Origin of the sequence: Aphanizomenon flos-aquae FACHB-1287 (assembly GCF_014698755.1) — a bacterium.
Classification (GTDB): domain Bacteria; phylum Cyanobacteriota; class Cyanobacteriia; order Cyanobacteriales; family Nostocaceae; genus Dolichospermum; species Dolichospermum flosaquae.
This window is the reverse complement of sequence record NZ_JACJTO010000001.1, coordinates 98,361-112,189: the sequence shown is the minus strand read 5'-3', so window position 1 is coordinate 112,189 and position 13,829 is coordinate 98,361. Positions and strand designations below refer to the sequence as shown.

Annotated in this window: 17 protein-coding genes; 9 read left to right on the top strand and 8 right to left on the bottom strand. The window is 36.3% G+C overall.

What is annotated here, in order from left to right; all coding sequences use genetic code 11:
* The first annotated feature begins 281 nt into the window (after window positions 1-281).
* The 3 genes from H6G44_RS00510 to H6G44_RS00500 all read left to right on the top strand — a co-directional run bounded on the left by H6G44_RS00510 (window position 282) and on the right by H6G44_RS00500 (window position 4,055).
* Entirely contained in the window at window positions 282-1,124 is an 843-nt protein-coding gene (locus tag H6G44_RS00510; protein ID WP_190385272.1) for a lysophospholipid acyltransferase family protein, read from the top strand.
* A 327-nt stretch (window positions 1,125-1,451) separates the two neighbouring features.
* Window positions 1,452-3,038: a glucose-6-phosphate isomerase gene (locus H6G44_RS00505; protein WP_190385273.1), complete on the top strand. Its 1,587-nt coding sequence runs from the start codon at window positions 1,452-1,454 to the stop codon at window positions 3,036-3,038.
* A gap of 228 nt (window positions 3,039-3,266) precedes the next feature.
* Complete coding sequence (locus tag H6G44_RS00500) at window positions 3,267-4,055, top strand: peptidylprolyl isomerase (RefSeq protein WP_190385274.1); 789 nt, start codon at window positions 3,267-3,269, stop codon at window positions 4,053-4,055.
* A gap of 92 nt (window positions 4,056-4,147) precedes the next feature.
* Here H6G44_RS00500 and H6G44_RS00495 read toward each other — a convergent pair whose 3' ends face one another.
* The 7 genes from H6G44_RS00495 to H6G44_RS00465 all read right to left on the bottom strand — a co-directional run bounded on the left by H6G44_RS00495 (window position 4,148) and on the right by H6G44_RS00465 (window position 9,036).
* A complete protein-coding gene (locus H6G44_RS00495; protein ID WP_168632233.1) occupies window positions 4,148-4,570 on the bottom strand; it encodes a hypothetical protein in 423 nt (140 codons plus the stop codon).
* 189 nt (window positions 4,571-4,759) lie between these two features.
* The gene (locus tag H6G44_RS00490; protein ID WP_190385275.1) at window positions 4,760-5,839 is read right to left on the bottom strand and encodes a T3SS effector HopA1 family protein; all 1,080 of its coding nucleotides are present in this window, start codon (window positions 5,837-5,839) and stop codon (window positions 4,760-4,762) included.
* A gap of 15 nt (window positions 5,840-5,854) precedes the next feature.
* Window positions 5,855-7,018, bottom strand: coding sequence for a phosphotransferase (locus H6G44_RS00485; RefSeq protein ID WP_190385362.1), 1,164 nt, complete (start codon window positions 7,016-7,018; stop codon window positions 5,855-5,857).
* A gap of 59 nt (window positions 7,019-7,077) precedes the next feature.
* Window positions 7,078-7,287 carry a hypothetical protein gene (locus tag H6G44_RS00480; protein WP_190385276.1) on the bottom strand — a complete coding sequence of 70 codons (210 nt, stop codon included), beginning with the start codon at window positions 7,285-7,287 and terminating at the stop codon, window positions 7,078-7,080.
* A gap of 155 nt (window positions 7,288-7,442) precedes the next feature.
* Complete coding sequence (locus tag H6G44_RS00475; RefSeq protein ID WP_190385277.1) at window positions 7,443-7,694, bottom strand: hypothetical protein; 252 nt, start codon at window positions 7,692-7,694, stop codon at window positions 7,443-7,445.
* A gap of 270 nt (window positions 7,695-7,964) precedes the next feature.
* Entirely contained in the window at window positions 7,965-8,216 is a 252-nt protein-coding gene (locus H6G44_RS00470) for a hypothetical protein (protein WP_190385278.1), read from the bottom strand.
* Window positions 8,217-8,463: 247 nt separating this feature from the next.
* On the bottom strand, window positions 8,464-9,036 hold the full coding sequence (locus tag H6G44_RS00465) for a peroxiredoxin (protein ID WP_190385279.1): 573 nt from the start codon (window positions 9,034-9,036) through the stop codon (window positions 8,464-8,466).
* 188 nt (window positions 9,037-9,224) lie between these two features.
* Here H6G44_RS00465 and H6G44_RS00460 point away from each other — a divergent pair, with 188 nt between their 5' ends.
* The 3 genes from H6G44_RS00460 (at window position 9,225) to hemB (ending at window position 11,301) form a co-directional block, all read left to right on the top strand.
* A complete protein-coding gene (locus H6G44_RS00460) occupies window positions 9,225-9,650 on the top strand; it encodes a Fur family transcriptional regulator (protein ID WP_190385280.1) in 426 nt (141 codons plus the stop codon).
* 32 nt (window positions 9,651-9,682) lie between these two features.
* A complete protein-coding gene (locus tag H6G44_RS00455; protein ID WP_190385281.1) occupies window positions 9,683-10,042 on the top strand; it encodes a DUF4870 domain-containing protein in 360 nt (119 codons plus the stop codon).
* Window positions 10,043-10,323: 281 nt separating this feature from the next.
* Window positions 10,324-11,301: a porphobilinogen synthase gene (hemB, locus tag H6G44_RS00450; RefSeq protein ID WP_190385282.1), complete on the top strand. Its 978-nt coding sequence runs from the start codon at window positions 10,324-10,326 to the stop codon at window positions 11,299-11,301.
* A gap of 466 nt (window positions 11,302-11,767) precedes the next feature.
* Here hemB and H6G44_RS00445 read toward each other — a convergent pair whose 3' ends face one another.
* Complete coding sequence (locus tag H6G44_RS00445; protein ID WP_242031639.1) at window positions 11,768-11,959, bottom strand: hypothetical protein; 192 nt, start codon at window positions 11,957-11,959, stop codon at window positions 11,768-11,770.
* 353 nt (window positions 11,960-12,312) lie between these two features.
* Here H6G44_RS00445 and rpmI point away from each other — a divergent pair, with 353 nt between their 5' ends.
* From rpmI to H6G44_RS00430, 3 genes are all read left to right on the top strand, one after another.
* Window positions 12,313-12,510 carry a 50S ribosomal protein L35 gene (rpmI, locus tag H6G44_RS00440; protein ID WP_168644550.1) on the top strand — a complete coding sequence of 66 codons (198 nt, stop codon included), beginning with the start codon at window positions 12,313-12,315 and terminating at the stop codon, window positions 12,508-12,510.
* Window positions 12,511-12,530: 20 nt separating this feature from the next.
* Complete coding sequence (gene rplT, locus H6G44_RS00435) at window positions 12,531-12,887, top strand: 50S ribosomal protein L20 (RefSeq protein WP_190385283.1); 357 nt, start codon at window positions 12,531-12,533, stop codon at window positions 12,885-12,887.
* 111 nt (window positions 12,888-12,998) lie between these two features.
* The gene (locus tag H6G44_RS00430) at window positions 12,999-13,784 is read left to right on the top strand and encodes a transporter substrate-binding domain-containing protein (protein WP_190385284.1); all 786 of its coding nucleotides are present in this window, start codon (window positions 12,999-13,001) and stop codon (window positions 13,782-13,784) included.
* Window positions 13,785-13,829 lie beyond the last annotated feature (45 nt).

The window sequence follows — 13,829 nt, the reverse complement described above, 5'->3', positions numbered from 1 at the left end:
CTGCATTGAGTTTTAAACAAAAAGGTCTGTTTTAGCCGGATTTTGCAGAACTTTTCGTAATGTTGTTCGTTGTCAGTTGTTCGTTCATGACCACTGACCACTGACTGCTGACGACTGACCTTTGAGATATTACTTATTGAGACGAGAACAATTAGATTGTGTTCCTACTGAATATTTCTTGATTTTAGAGTCAAGAAAACAATGGCTTTCCTTGCGTTAGGCTGAATGAAACTGCAAAACAACGGATAGTTTTATCCGTGTAAATCCTGAAAAATTTCCTGATGTTAAAACTGAAGCATCTTCAAAACACCAATACAGGGTGGTCCTTAGAGCAACGAGATCCAAAGTTTATTGAGTCTATGATGCCTATCTTAGGCTGGTTATATAACTTATATTTTCGAGTCCAAACCAGTGGTTGGGAAAATGTTCCCAATCAAAAAATCCTGATTGTTGGTTCTCATAATGGCGGGCTGGCCTCTCCAGACACATCCATGATGTTATATGATTGGTTGCGTCGCTTTGGCGTGGAGAGACCGATTTATGGTTTGATGCACCCTAAAGTTTGGGATGTCTTCCCTCTAGCAGCAGAAATGGCGATGAAGGCTGGTGCAGTCAGAGCTCATCCGAAAATGGCTTACGCGGCTTTGCGGTCTGGTGCTAGTGTTTTAGTCTATCCTGGTGGGGCGGAGGATGTCTTTCGTCCCCATGCAATGCGGGATAAAATTTACTTTGCTCAACGCCAGGGATTTATCAAGTTAGCGTTGCGGGAAAATGTGCCGATTGTCCCGGCCATTTCCTGGGGGTCACATGATACTCTGATTGTCTTAGCTGATATATATGAAATCATGCAGCAATTTCATAAAATGGGTATGCCTTGGCTGTTTGGAGTTGACCCTCTGGTTTTTCCTATTTATCTAGGATTACCCTGGGGAGTGGCTTTTGGACCTTGGCCTAATATTCCTTTTCCTATGCCTATATACACTAGGGTTTGTCCGCCTATTGTATTTTCTCGCTATGGAAGAGAAGCTGCAAGCGATCGCATTTATGTTAATGAATGCTATGAGTTAGTCAAAAATAAAATGCAGCAAGAGTTGGATACTTTGATCCAAGAATCTACCCATTAAGATCATCCTGGCGATTAAAAACCGCCAGATACAGCACTTCCCGGTGTTATGTCAGTTGTCAGTTGTTCGTTGTCAGTTGTTCGTTCATAACCACTAACTAATGACTACTGACCACTGACCACTGACCATAGAGTTTTTCTTTTTGTAAAGATTGGTTAAAGTACGTAAAGATTTATCACCTTTGTACTTAATTCAGCCCTGAGAGTGTCAACAACTTAAAACTCCCCATATCCGTTATTCTGTTAAAAACTGTATAAGACAAAGCAGGGATCGCCAAAACCATACATTAAACTTGTGTTTGACCAACACTTTATTTGGGACTTCCCTATGACTTCTAGGGCACTTTGGCAAAGATACCAGGATTGGTTATATTTCCATCCAGGATTAGGACTATATCTAGATATTAGTCGAATGCGGTTTGATGATGCGTTTGTGGCATCATTACAGCCTAAGTTTGACAAGGCGTTTACGGATATGGTGAAATTAGAAAAAGGTGCGATCGCCAATCCTGACGAAAACCGCATGGTAGGGCATTACTGGTTACGGAATCCAGATTTGGCCCCCACCCCTGAACTAACCCAAGAAATAGTTCAAACCTTGGAACAAATCGAAGCTTTTGCCGACCAGGTACACACCGGGGCGATTCATCCCCCCAAGGAAAGCCGCTTCACAGATATCATCTCCATTGGTATTGGTGGTTCAGCTTTAGGTCCGCAATTTGTCGCTGAAGCTCTTTCTCCCGATTTACCGCCCTTACAAATTCACTTTATAGACAATTCCGACCCTACCGGAATTGATCGGGTTCTCGCCCAACTGGGAAATAAACTAGCCACAACTTTGGTATTAGTGATTTCCAAATCTGGAGGTACTCCCGAACCCCGCAACGGCATGATTGAAGTCAAACAAGCTTACACAGCCCAAAATTTAGACTTTGCTAAATATGCAGTGGCGATTACTGGACCCGGTAGCAATCTGGATCAGGTCGCCAAATCTGAAAATTGGTTAGCCCGGTTCTCCATGTATGACTGGGTGGGTGGACGTACCTCAGAAATGTCCGCTGTAGGGCTAGTACCTGCGGCATTACAGGGCATTGATATCCGTGCCATGCTAGATGGTGCAAAAGAGATGGATGATGCTACCCGCGTCCCCAATCTCAAAAATAACCCGGCTGCCTTATTAGCCCTGGCTTGGTATTTTTCTGGCAATGGTAAAGGCGAAAAAGATATGGTTGTTCTTCCTTACAAAGACAGCCTGTTGCTATTTAGCCGCTATTTGCAACAACTGGTCATGGAATCTTTAGGTAAGGAAAAAGATTTGGACGGGAAAACTGTATATCAAGGGATTGCAGTTTATGGTAACAAAGGTTCAACGGACCAACACGCCTATGTACAACAGTTGCGTGAAGGTGTCCCTAATTTCTTTGCTACCTTAATTGAAGTTTTAGAAGATCGTCAAGGAAAATCCCCAGAAGTTGATCCTGGAGTGACTTCTGGTGATTATCTCTGTGGATTTTTGTTAGGAACTCGTCAAGCATTGTATGAAAATAACCGCGATTCGATTACAGTCAGCATTCCTCAAGTTAATGCTCGCACTGTGGGCGCGTTAATTGCATTGTATGAACGGGCTGTGGGTTTATATGCCAGTTTAGTTAATGTCAATGCTTATCATCAACCAGGTGTGGAAGCTGGTAAAAAAGCCGCTGCTGTGATTCTTGATTTACAAAAACGGGTTCTAGAAGTGTTAAAAACCCAGAAAAAAGCACTTTCTATGACTGAACTTGCAGATATTGTCGGCGCTGCTGAGGAAGTTGAAGCAATTTACAAAATTCTCCGTCATTTACACACTAATAATCGGGGGGTGGTATTAACTGGTGATTTAGCTAAACCCGGAAGTTTAACTGTTTCTCTCGGTTAGTAAAATTTTCTTTGTTCATTAATTAAATCCCTGACTTCTTGAAGAAGTTAGGGATTTTGTTTTTTATTGGCAAATTTTGTGACTATAAATTATCAAAAATATTAAAAGTACCATTGGATAGAGATAAAAAGATCACATATTAGGTAAATATGATAGATACGTTAATAATTTCTTTAAGTAAGAAAAAAAGAATTTTTAATAAATTGAGTAAATTCAGGAGATTAAATCATGTCAAATATTTTAAAAATATCCAAAGAAGATATTATTTATCATCTGAAAATATCCTGTCAAATCCCTAGTTTATTAGAGGCAATTGCCACCAGGAAAATCATTACAGAAACAGCTAAAAAAGAAGGTATTAGCATTGAAATAGCAGAATTACAACAATCCGCAGATAATTTACGATTAGTTAATAATCTAATTAAAGCAGATGACACATGGGAATGGTTAAAAAAACATTATCTTTCCTTAGACAATTTTGAAGAAATAGCTAATCTTAATCTCCTATCTGCGAAATTAGCCCATCATTTATTTGCTGACAAGATAGAACCATTTTTTTATGCTCATCAAATTAGTTATAGCGGAGCAGTTACCTATGAAGTGATATTAGATGATGAAGATCTAGCTTTAGAAATATTTTATGCTCTCCAAGAAGGGGAAATTAGTTTTCAAGAAGTAGCTCGTCAATATATCCAAAATCCTGAAATCCGTCGCGCTGGAGGATATCAAGGTATCCGCAAACGCAGTGATTTTAGACCAGAAGTTGCTTCCGCAGTTTTTGCAGCTAATCCCCCAGAAATGATTAAACCAGTAACTACACCTAAGGGAGTTCATATAATTATTGTTGAAGAAATTATTGCCCCCCAATTGAATGAACAAATCCGGGTAGGGATTCTTGGAGATTTATTTACTAATTGGTTAAAAGAGCAAATTAATAAATTAGAAATTATGGCTACATTAGGAGATGAAATAAATTCTCCTGTTTCTCCCATAGAAATATTTAGTGAAGCTAGTTAAAACAGGAGATAATTATGCTATTCATTGATATGGAGTTTATTTTTAGTTGTAAAGACGTTTTATGCAACGTCTCTACAGAATTTATTTGAGTCTTATTGATCGGATGTAATCGGTTTACCATTTAAAGTCATTGTAGGAAGGCGATCACAAAGACTAAGATTAGCTTGCCAGCGAGAAGGGAAATCTGGATCAATGAAGGTAATTTCAAATCTGCCCCAATAATAAGTAGGTTTACCATTAGCACCTTCTCTATAGGTATCGCAACGTACCGATGAACGATCACGATCTTGTGCCCAATAGCCGCTGTATGAACCCCGGTTGGTGGTAACTCCTGCTAAACCATCAATAAATATAAGTCTATTGCGGCCATAACTCCAGATAGCAGTTTTGTTACGATCTGTTTGATAGATCACATTATATTCCTTCGTTTTCCACATCTCATCTGCTAGAACTTTTTGGGGAGCGGCAAAACAAGTCAATAGGGCTAAAGTTAGAAAAACATGGTTATTTTTCATACAGTAAAGTTAACCTTGATAAATTTACAATCTGCGTTAGTTGCACAAATCGATTTTATCATGATCTTAGACATGGGAGATTACCGAACTCGAAGATCTTAATTAACAGTAGCCAAAAAGCTAATAATTACTGTCTAAAAAATACTTGAGATCCCCGAATTCTCTAAGAATTCGGGGATATTGATATTATCAATCTAAAGTCGTATAAATATCATCTGAATAGCCATTAAGATAAGGATATCGTAATTTGATTTTGTGTAAAGTAAATTGTTCCAAAATAGCTGTCATTCGACTTTCAGGATGATTATTGCCCGCTTGCCAAGCAGCAATTAAACCATTAGCAATTATTTGACAACGATTAGTCCCAAAACTTTCTTTTTCTGCCAGCTTATTGGTTGGTTCTTCAGCACAACCTAATCCTGGTGCTAGTTGCTTAGTAAACAACGGTACTTGTGGGAAAAAACTATCTTGATTTTCTGAATATACCTGTTGTAACATAGGATAAATTGTTTTATATTGATGTTTATTAAAGTAAAGAACTGCCGAATCATAACGTCTATATTCATCAGGATTATATAGAGCTTTAAATGAGAAAGAAACTTGCATATTATTGAGTTCTGTAGTCACATTCTCCATCACTGATACTGCTCCTTCTGGTGATAGGTTAAAGTAGATTCTGACAATATCTTCATTGTCTTGAGTTCCCAGATTAGATACTGCCATATAAAATCCATTTTGAACTAGATTTTTAGGCATTTTAATTGCTACTAAATTACCAACATTAGCTGATTTATCAACTTCTGATAAATATAAATCCCGTTCAATATGCAAGGTTAAACCATTTTTCTGCACTGCTAAACAGCCATCATTTTCTTCATGAACTACTAACCAATTTTCACTCCAATATCCTCGTCCTGTATTACTTGTATGTAGTTTTTCATAAAACGCCAAATCCATGCCAAATAAGCTATTATTACTGAAGTTATTTATTTCGGTGTCAGTATTAAGAGAATTAGTCCAAGAACCGTTGTAATAAGCACTATAGAGAAAATTACGTAATTGCATACTCAAGTGTTTATTTTGAATATCTAAGGATAAATTTTTAAAGCGAGCAATTACTGATTCTGGTAATTCTGGTAATTTGTATTCTGGATGCTTAATAGAATAAAATGATTCAATTTCCAGATTGTCAACAATATTTTGCAGTGCTGTTTGTAATTCTTTTGGTAATTGGAAAAGTTGACTATTTATAGAATCTAATACTTGCATACAAGCTTTCCTTTTCTAAACAAGAGATAAATTTTTAGAAGTTATTGTTGAAAATTCCATCCCCAAAATTGTGGAAATAGATGCTTGGGGACGACACAATAAACTCTTAGCAACTTGGAGGATACAAATACCCGAATTATCAAAAGTTTTTTCATATTGAAGTCTAGCCTGAATAGATCTAATTAAAGCTAAACCGCTAAATTGCATCACTAATTGCCAGAAATCTGGACGCAGTTCTAAAATTTCTGGAAAATTAGTTAAATAACCAGTAACTAATGTTGATAAAGAAGGTTGAATCATTGTTAACGGAATAGCAGCTAAACGTAAACATTCTTCAATAGGGATAGTTTTATTAGCCACTATGCTATATAACCAAATTTGCAGATAACTAGCAATTATTGTGCCTAAATCATTAGCAGGATCTCCCCAATTGCCTCTTTCCCAATCAATTAATCGGATGATATTTTTGTTTCCAGGTAATTTATCTTCAAGTTCTGTTTCCCAGTTTAAAGATAAAAGAATATTATTAAGTTTGAGATCATTATGGGTGAGACAACAGGGAGTAAAAGCCTGATTTAATTGTACAATTGCTTTTCCTAAATTATCGTAACGTTGATAGAGAGCAAAAAATCTCAAACCATCAGCCGGAAGTTGACCAAATATTTGTGGTGTAATTCTATCTAATCCTTTGATAATATTGTGAGATTTTAGAGGATTTTCAAAGAAATTTTGATAGCTTTTATTGTTTATTGTCTTGCGATGAATAGCTGCAATAGTCGTACCAACTAACTGAGAAATTTCAGCAGGAAATTCCCGATCTTTGGCATAAAATTCCGCTAAATCTTGATATTGATTTAGATAGTTAAAAACAATGATGGAGTTTTCTAAATCAAAATGAATTACTTCTGATAAAGATGAAGGTAAATGATTTAGCTCTGGGAATTTTTGACAAAAATCATGAATTCTCCACTCATCTATAAATTCGCCTAAAGTTTTACCATTTTGATCATAACGCTCTTGTTTTACTAGGAGTTGACGACCATCTGGTAAACTAATTAATAAATTGAAATTTTTCGCGGATTTTAATTCTATTTTACTTAATGGCTGCTCTTGTGGCTGACAAATTCTGTTTTCAATTAGGTAATTGAAAACGTTGGTAGAACTTATTAAGAATGGCATCATTTGCAATGATAATAATATGTGTGTAGAATTGCTATTGTTGATAAGTTGGAAATTATTTATTTTTTAAATGTCTTCGTTAAGAATGAAATACTATCTATAGCATAAATTACCAATACAAACTCTAGAGCCTTAATACCATAATTAAGTATTTGATTAACATCATTATATCCACCTCCAAATATAGATGCCTTGTCCAGATTATTTAGATTAAAAATAAACTTTTTTTCATCAGCATTATCTAGGTCAGAAATTATAATATTTGCCATTTCTTACCTCTAGAAAAATTTAATTTTTGTATCTATAATTTTATTAACTATCCAGGATTATTAGTAATCAATCTGATGTAAATAACATAGATTAGTTTTTACTTTGACTCCTGGATAGTTATATCGGCTTTGTAGTCAACTACAAAGCCAAGTAATTAGTGGACGTAGCGAGAATCATTGCTGAAGGATTTAGCGATATGCTTAATACTAGCAATCGCATAGCCATCAACTAAGAATTCTAGATATTTAACACCAAAGTCACCATAGGCACTAAAACCGCTGAAATCGCTACCACCACCATTGATTGATACAGAAGCTGCATCATTCAATTCATTAAGATAGCTTTCAGAATCTGCAAATAATTCAGAACCAGTTGTATTTAGTTGAGAAAGGGTAATATTTGCCATAATTTCCTCCAAGAAGATCTGTTTTTGTAAGTTAGAATTTGTGAGTCGGTTAAGTTGGTGTTTCCTTAACCGTTACTCCTATTTTTATTCATAAAAAATAGAAAAATCAAGGCTTTGAACCTAGTAAAAAAGACACAAATATCTCAATTCTGTCTTTTATAAAAACTGCAAATTGTGGAATTAACCTCCATAAAAAATCGTGTATCTTCAGGTTAATAAATCTGAAAACACACGAAAATAAGTAAAATATTTGATTTTTCGCAGCAGATATTAAAAATCGAATTTGCTTCTTAGACTATCTGTTGTATCTTTGAGGCTGATTTTCCACCTTTCCATACTACTGTCTAGTTCTTTGAATACTGTTGAAAGATCAGTTGTATTGGTTATATTGGTTGTTGGCGGATTTCTTCTGTCTTTTCTCATCACGTAACCACCCTTAAGAGTTTTCATTTCCCAAGGAGTTAGTTCATCCAGAATCGCTTCTGAAATCCTAAGTTCTAGTTCAGAAATTGTGATTCTCACTATTGATTCACCTCCTTAAATACTCCATTTGCATAGAATAAAATTATAAATTTATCCTGCTCTTATATTTTGGAATAGTATCCGATAAAATACATGATTTGAAACTAATTTATTAGACAGAATCAAGGATATTTTGTCTATCAAAACAAAAAAGCAAAAGAAGTTTTATAAAAGTAACTTCCCTTGCTTTAGACAAATTAAAAATTATCAACCTCTATCAAAAGATTGAAGTTTCTCGGTTTATTAATTAACCAACAAATGCTAACCGAGGTGCAATTTCAGTAGGACGTTCTACACCTTTGAGGTAAGCAAGAACTGTATCAGCATCAGATACTTCAAAGGGGTCACTACCACAGTTATCTTCAAAACCAGGTTCAATGAACATTTTTTCAATCTCGCCGTTATTAACAACCATTGCATAACGCCAAGAACGCATTCCAAAACCGATGTTAGATTTATCAACTAACATCCCCATTTTACGGCTAAATTCTCCACTACCATCTGGTAATAAGAAGACATTTTTAGCACCTTGTTGTTTACCCCATTGGAACATTACAAATGCGTCATTAACTGACAAACAAACAATTTGATCAACACCTTGAGATTTAAATTCATTAAACAGTTCTTCATAGCGAGGTAAATGTGTAGAAGAACAGGTAGGAGTGAAAGCACCAGGAAGAGCAAATAATACTACTTTCTTACCGGCAAAAATCTCTTCTGTACTTAGGTCTTTCCAAGTATAAGGATTTGGTCCACCTATAGACTCATCCCGAACACGAGTCTTGAATACTACATTTGGAACGTGAGTAATAGCAGTCATAAATACCTCTTTTGTAGATGGAAGATTTTAACTCGTGTGTTTATCTCTCAAATCAGAATAATTCTGATTTAATAATTAGTCAATAGTTAGAAATACTGATTTTATTATGTATTTTTTAAAAAAGTTTAGTTCTTAAAAAGGAAAAGTTATAATAGGAGTCTATATCTTTAATATAATTAGTAAATCCTATGCAGCAAAAAGCTAATGATATTATCAAAACCCTTAAAAATAGAGGGTTGCGAGTCACACCCCAGAGATTTGGTGTTTATGCAAACCTATTAGCAAGAGAAGATCACCCAACGGTTGATCAAATTCTGAGGGACTTGAATCAAGAAGCTCCCACTTCCTCCCAAGCTACTGTATACTCGGCACTTCAAGCACTACGGGAGGTGGGTTTGGTGCGAGAAGTGCTATTAGAGGAAGGAGTATGCCGTTATGATGCTAATATTGCCCCCCATCATCATTTCCGCTGTAGCTGTTGTGGTGCAATTGAAGATATCAATTGGAATACTTTCCCCGATCTTGATCTGAGTCAACTGCGACAGGGGTTAAAGGTAGAACGGTATGAGGTGACGGTGGAGGGATTGTGTGATGCTTGCAGCACGAATACTTGATATAATTAACTAGAATTGCAGAGGAGCAAACAATGTACGACAACGATAAACGTAAATTATTATCAGCATTGTGTCATGGAGCAATTTTTTTTAGCACTACAATGGTCTCCATTGGTTTACCTGTAGCCATATTATTTGTATCAGATGATCCTGTGGTCAAAGACAATGCTAAAGAATCTATCAATTTCCATTTTAACGTTTGGTTATATGGAGCAATTCTGGGGGCATTATTTTTTCTGACTGGTTGGTTGATTATACCATTATTTTTCTTGTTACCACTTGCAGGTTTAGGTTATATCATCCACTGGGGATTGACAATTTGGGCACTAATTGGCGTTTTTAGCAATCCTAATCAACCTTGTCGTTATCCATTTATTTTTCGAGTTTTTTAGATCAGATGCGGGGAAATATGGTAATTTGATTAATCATGGACTTTTGATTAAACAAATTACCAAAATTAATTACATGATTTTTTAAGATTGTTTTTTGCAAATTTGTTACAAGCAAATGTCTATTAAGTTGTAAAATATAAAATGCCCTACGGCTTCATCAACAGCAGGGCAAAAGACAGTTAAAGCACTGTTTGTAGTTTGTCTGAATAAAGCAAGCTAGAAACTCGCTTTTGTGACGCTTTATTCTGTGGCCATTTTATTCTTTTGTCCCAACCAAATTTATGTTTCCTATACATCGTCCTCGTCGTCTACGTAACCATACTCAATTACGTCGTATGGTTCGTGAAACTGTTTTAAATACTAGCGATTTGATTTATCCATTGTTTGCTGTACCAGGAGAGAGTATAGCTAAAGAAGTTAAATCTATGCCCGGTGTTTATCAACTTTCCGCAGACAAAATTGTTGAGGAAGCCAAAGAGGTTTATGATTTAGGAATTCCGGCAATTATCTTATTTGGAATTCCAGCAGATAAAGATATAGATGCTACCGGGGCATGGCATGATTGTGGTATTGTCCAAAAGGCAGCAACCGCAGTTAAAAATGCCGTTCCTGATTTAATTGTTATGGCTGATACTTGTTTATGTGAATATACAAGTCATGGTCATTGTGGTTATTTACAAGTTGGTGATTTAACGGGTAAGGTATTAAATGATCCAACTTTGGAATTATTAAAGAAAACCGCAGTTTCCCAAGCTCAAGCAGGTGCTGATATTATCGCACCTTCGGGAATGATGGATGGTTTTGTGCAAGCTATTCGCGCAGGTTTGGATGAGGCGGGATTTGAAGAGATCCCCATTATGTCCTATGCTGCTAAATATGCTTCGGCTTATTATGGGCCTTTTAGAGATGCTGCGGACTCAACACCGCAATTTGGAGATAGACGCACTTACCAAATGGACCCCGGTAACGCTAGGGAAGCACTGAAAGAAATTGAGTTAGATATTGCTGAAGGCGCTGATATGCTGATGGTTAAACCAGCTTTGGCATATATGGATATTATTTGGCGAGTTAAGGAAGCTACTAATTTACCTGTAGCGGCTTACAATGTATCCGGTGAATATGCAATGGTGAAGGCTGCGGCTTTAAATGGTTGGATTGATGAGCAGCGCGTTGTTATGGAAACCTTGACTGGGTTTAAACGGGCTGGTGCTGATTTGATTTTGACTTATCACGCTAAGGATGCGGCTCGGTGGTTATAACTTAGGATATTATCTCACGCAGAGGCGCAGAGGCACAAAAATGATTTTGAGTGTTTTTGTGTTTGGGCGTGAGACTTTCTGGTATTTTGGATGCAATTGTAGTTAGTGACAAAAAGTATCTGAATTAGTTAGAATAAAATTTAACCTTAGCTAATTAAATAGAGATGACTGACAAAGCCTCAAAAATTCAAATCAAGGAAACTCCGAAAATTTGTGCAATTGATTTAGATCAAGAAATTATTCAAGCTTTACAAGATAGAGGCTTGCAGTGTTTCTCTGGTACATTTCTCAGGTCAAAGTACCCAATTTTAAGAAAGGGTAGGATCTAGATTTTTAATGTCAAAAAATATAGCTATTAATGTATAAACCTGAACAAGACAAATCCATCATTAAAAATAAATAATTACTCTCAATTTATTAAATTTTTAGAATATTAACAAATAAATTTATCATCTTTTGAATGAAATTAGATATTTTTCCGTTTTAATGCACTAATATAGTATTTTTTCAAGATAATTAGATGCGTTTCCCCTGCAACCAAACTGTTTTCTTCCGTATCTTCTGCTAAATAAGTTTCACCAAAGCCACCGCCACTGATCGCTCTTTTAATGATATACTGTCCATTCTGTAGTGGGGTGTTAGGTGTCCAGGATTGCATATTGTCAGAATCAGGATTTACACGATAGCAGAGAATTAAAAACTAGTATAACATCAGCGTTCATCAGCGTTCATCCGCGTTCAATTATCAGAATCAGGATATCCAGAATTTAAGGAATGATAATAATATACTGGATTTTAGTGGATTTTTGAAAATAATGATGTTAATAGTTGAAAAATTTACTATATATGCGCGGACAGATTTCCAATCTTAACATTAGTGTAAACTAAAATTTTCGCCTTGTCAAGTCCTGAAGTAAAATCTTTTGAATATAATGGTTATGTCCTGGGAATCCTTGCCGATCTTGTCAATAAGGTATATAATTGTAGATTGTGTTGAATTAAAGCCATCCCATGCCTAAATTAAAGACTCGCAAGGCTGCGGCCAAGAGATTCCGCGCCACCGGTAGCGGTAAAATCGTCCGCCGTAAACCTTTCAAAAACCACTTATTAGAGCATAAATCCTCTAGTAAAAAGAACGATATGTCAAAAATGGCAGTTGTTCATGAACGAGACGAACCTAACGTACGCTTAATGCTTCCATATTTGTAAAAGATCACAGGTAATAAGATATGACTCGGGTAAAACGCGGTAATGTAGCTCGTAAACGCCGCAATAAAATTCTCAAATTAGCTAAAGGCTTTCGTGGTTCTCATTCCACTTTGTTTAGAACCGCTAACCAACAGGTAATGAAGGCGCTAAGAAGTGCTTACCGCGATCGCAAAAAGAAAAAGCGTGATTTTCGCCGTCTGTGGATAGCACGGATTAATGCAGCTTCTAGACAACACGGTTTAAGCTACAGCCGTTTAATTGGCAATTTGAAAAAGGCCAATGTGGAACTAAACCGCAAAATGTTGGCACAATTGGCAATTCTTGATCCGACAAGTTTTGCTAAAATTGCAGAATTGGCACAATCGGTTAACGGATAAAGGTGGCAACGGATGAATAACGGATGTAACAAGTTGCCGCTTCGGAGAATTGAAAATTAAAAATCAAGGTGCTTTTTAGCCTTTTTAATTGGAGTACAACGCAGAGCGATTATGAATAAGTTACATCTGGTATTATCCGCTACCCTAATTTTGATTTTTTGTCTATTTTTTCCCGGAGGGAACTTAACTGTATCAGCCGCAACAATGGCGGAAATTCAGCAACGAGGCTACTTAAATGTGGCAGTTAAGGATAATCTTCGCCCTTTGGCTTTTAGGGACTCTAAGGGCAATCTACAAGGGTTAGAGATTGATTTAGCTAAGGGTTTGGCCAGTGATTTATTAGGCAAAGCTGATGCTGTAAAATTCCAATTGGTAGCTAATAGCGATCGCTTACCTGTAGTATTTAATCAGCAAGTTGATTTAGCGATTGCTAGAGTCACAGCCACAGAATCGCGTTCCCGGATTGTTAGCTTCAGTGTTCCCTATTATTATGATGGTGCAGCTATAGTCACAAAAAATACATCTATTCAAGGGTTAAAAGATGTAAATAACCGGAAAATAGCTGTTCTCAACCACTCTAGCACAATTAGCTATTTGAAATACTTTATACCCTCTGCTAAATTAATCAGTGTAAATTCTTATGAACAAGGATGGGAAAAAACGGCAAGTAATCAAGTAGATGGTTTTGCAGCGGATGTCAGCGTTCTTAGTGGTTGGGTACAAGAACATCCTGAATATCACATATTGCCAACTAAATTATCAGCAGAACCTTTATCTGTAGTCATGCCTAAAGGGTTGCAGTATGATGAATTAAGACGTAATGTAAATGAAGTGATCGCCCGTTATACGGTTACAGATTGGCTGAAGCAAAGGATAGAATATTGGGGATTTAGGTAATAGTTAAGAGCAATGACAATTGACAACTAACAACAGACAATTGAC

Excerpts from the sequence above, each read along its gene's own strand:
- H6G44_RS00475 (WP_190385277.1), bottom strand. The coding sequence starts at position 7,694 with ATGGCAAATATTACCCTTTCTCAACTAAATACAACTGGTTCTGAATTA.
- H6G44_RS00490 (WP_190385275.1), bottom strand. The coding sequence starts at position 5,839 with ATGCAAGTATTAGATTCTATAAATAGTCAACTTTTCCAATTACCAAAA.
- H6G44_RS00500 (WP_190385274.1), top strand. The coding sequence starts at position 3,267 with ATGTCAAATATTTTAAAAATATCCAAAGAAGATATTATTTATCATCTG.
- H6G44_RS00430 (WP_190385284.1), top strand. The coding sequence starts at position 12,999 with ATGAATAAGTTACATCTGGTATTATCCGCTACCCTAATTTTGATTTTT.
- H6G44_RS00460 (WP_190385280.1), top strand. The coding sequence starts at position 9,225 with ATGCAGCAAAAAGCTAATGATATTATCAAAACCCTTAAAAATAGAGGG.
- H6G44_RS00505 (WP_190385273.1), top strand. The coding sequence starts at position 1,452 with ATGACTTCTAGGGCACTTTGGCAAAGATACCAGGATTGGTTATATTTC.
- H6G44_RS00455 (WP_190385281.1), top strand. The coding sequence starts at position 9,683 with ATGTACGACAACGATAAACGTAAATTATTATCAGCATTGTGTCATGGA.
- rplT (WP_190385283.1), top strand. The coding sequence starts at position 12,531 with ATGACTCGGGTAAAACGCGGTAATGTAGCTCGTAAACGCCGCAATAAA.
- rpmI (WP_168644550.1), top strand. The coding sequence starts at position 12,313 with ATGCCTAAATTAAAGACTCGCAAGGCTGCGGCCAAGAGATTCCGCGCC.
- H6G44_RS00480 (WP_190385276.1), bottom strand. The coding sequence starts at position 7,287 with ATGGCAAATATTATAATTTCTGACCTAGATAATGCTGATGAAAAAAAG.
- H6G44_RS00510 (WP_190385272.1), top strand. The coding sequence starts at position 282 with ATGTTAAAACTGAAGCATCTTCAAAACACCAATACAGGGTGGTCCTTA.
- H6G44_RS00465 (WP_190385279.1), bottom strand. The coding sequence starts at position 9,036 with ATGACTGCTATTACTCACGTTCCAAATGTAGTATTCAAGACTCGTGTT.
- H6G44_RS00495 (WP_168632233.1), bottom strand. The coding sequence starts at position 4,570 with ATGAAAAATAACCATGTTTTTCTAACTTTAGCCCTATTGACTTGTTTT.
- hemB (WP_190385282.1), top strand. The coding sequence starts at position 10,324 with ATGTTTCCTATACATCGTCCTCGTCGTCTACGTAACCATACTCAATTA.
- H6G44_RS00445 (WP_242031639.1), bottom strand. The coding sequence starts at position 11,959 with ATGCAATCCTGGACACCTAACACCCCACTACAGAATGGACAGTATATC.
- H6G44_RS00485 (WP_190385362.1), bottom strand. The coding sequence starts at position 7,018 with ATGCCATTCTTAATAAGTTCTACCAACGTTTTCAATTACCTAATTGAA.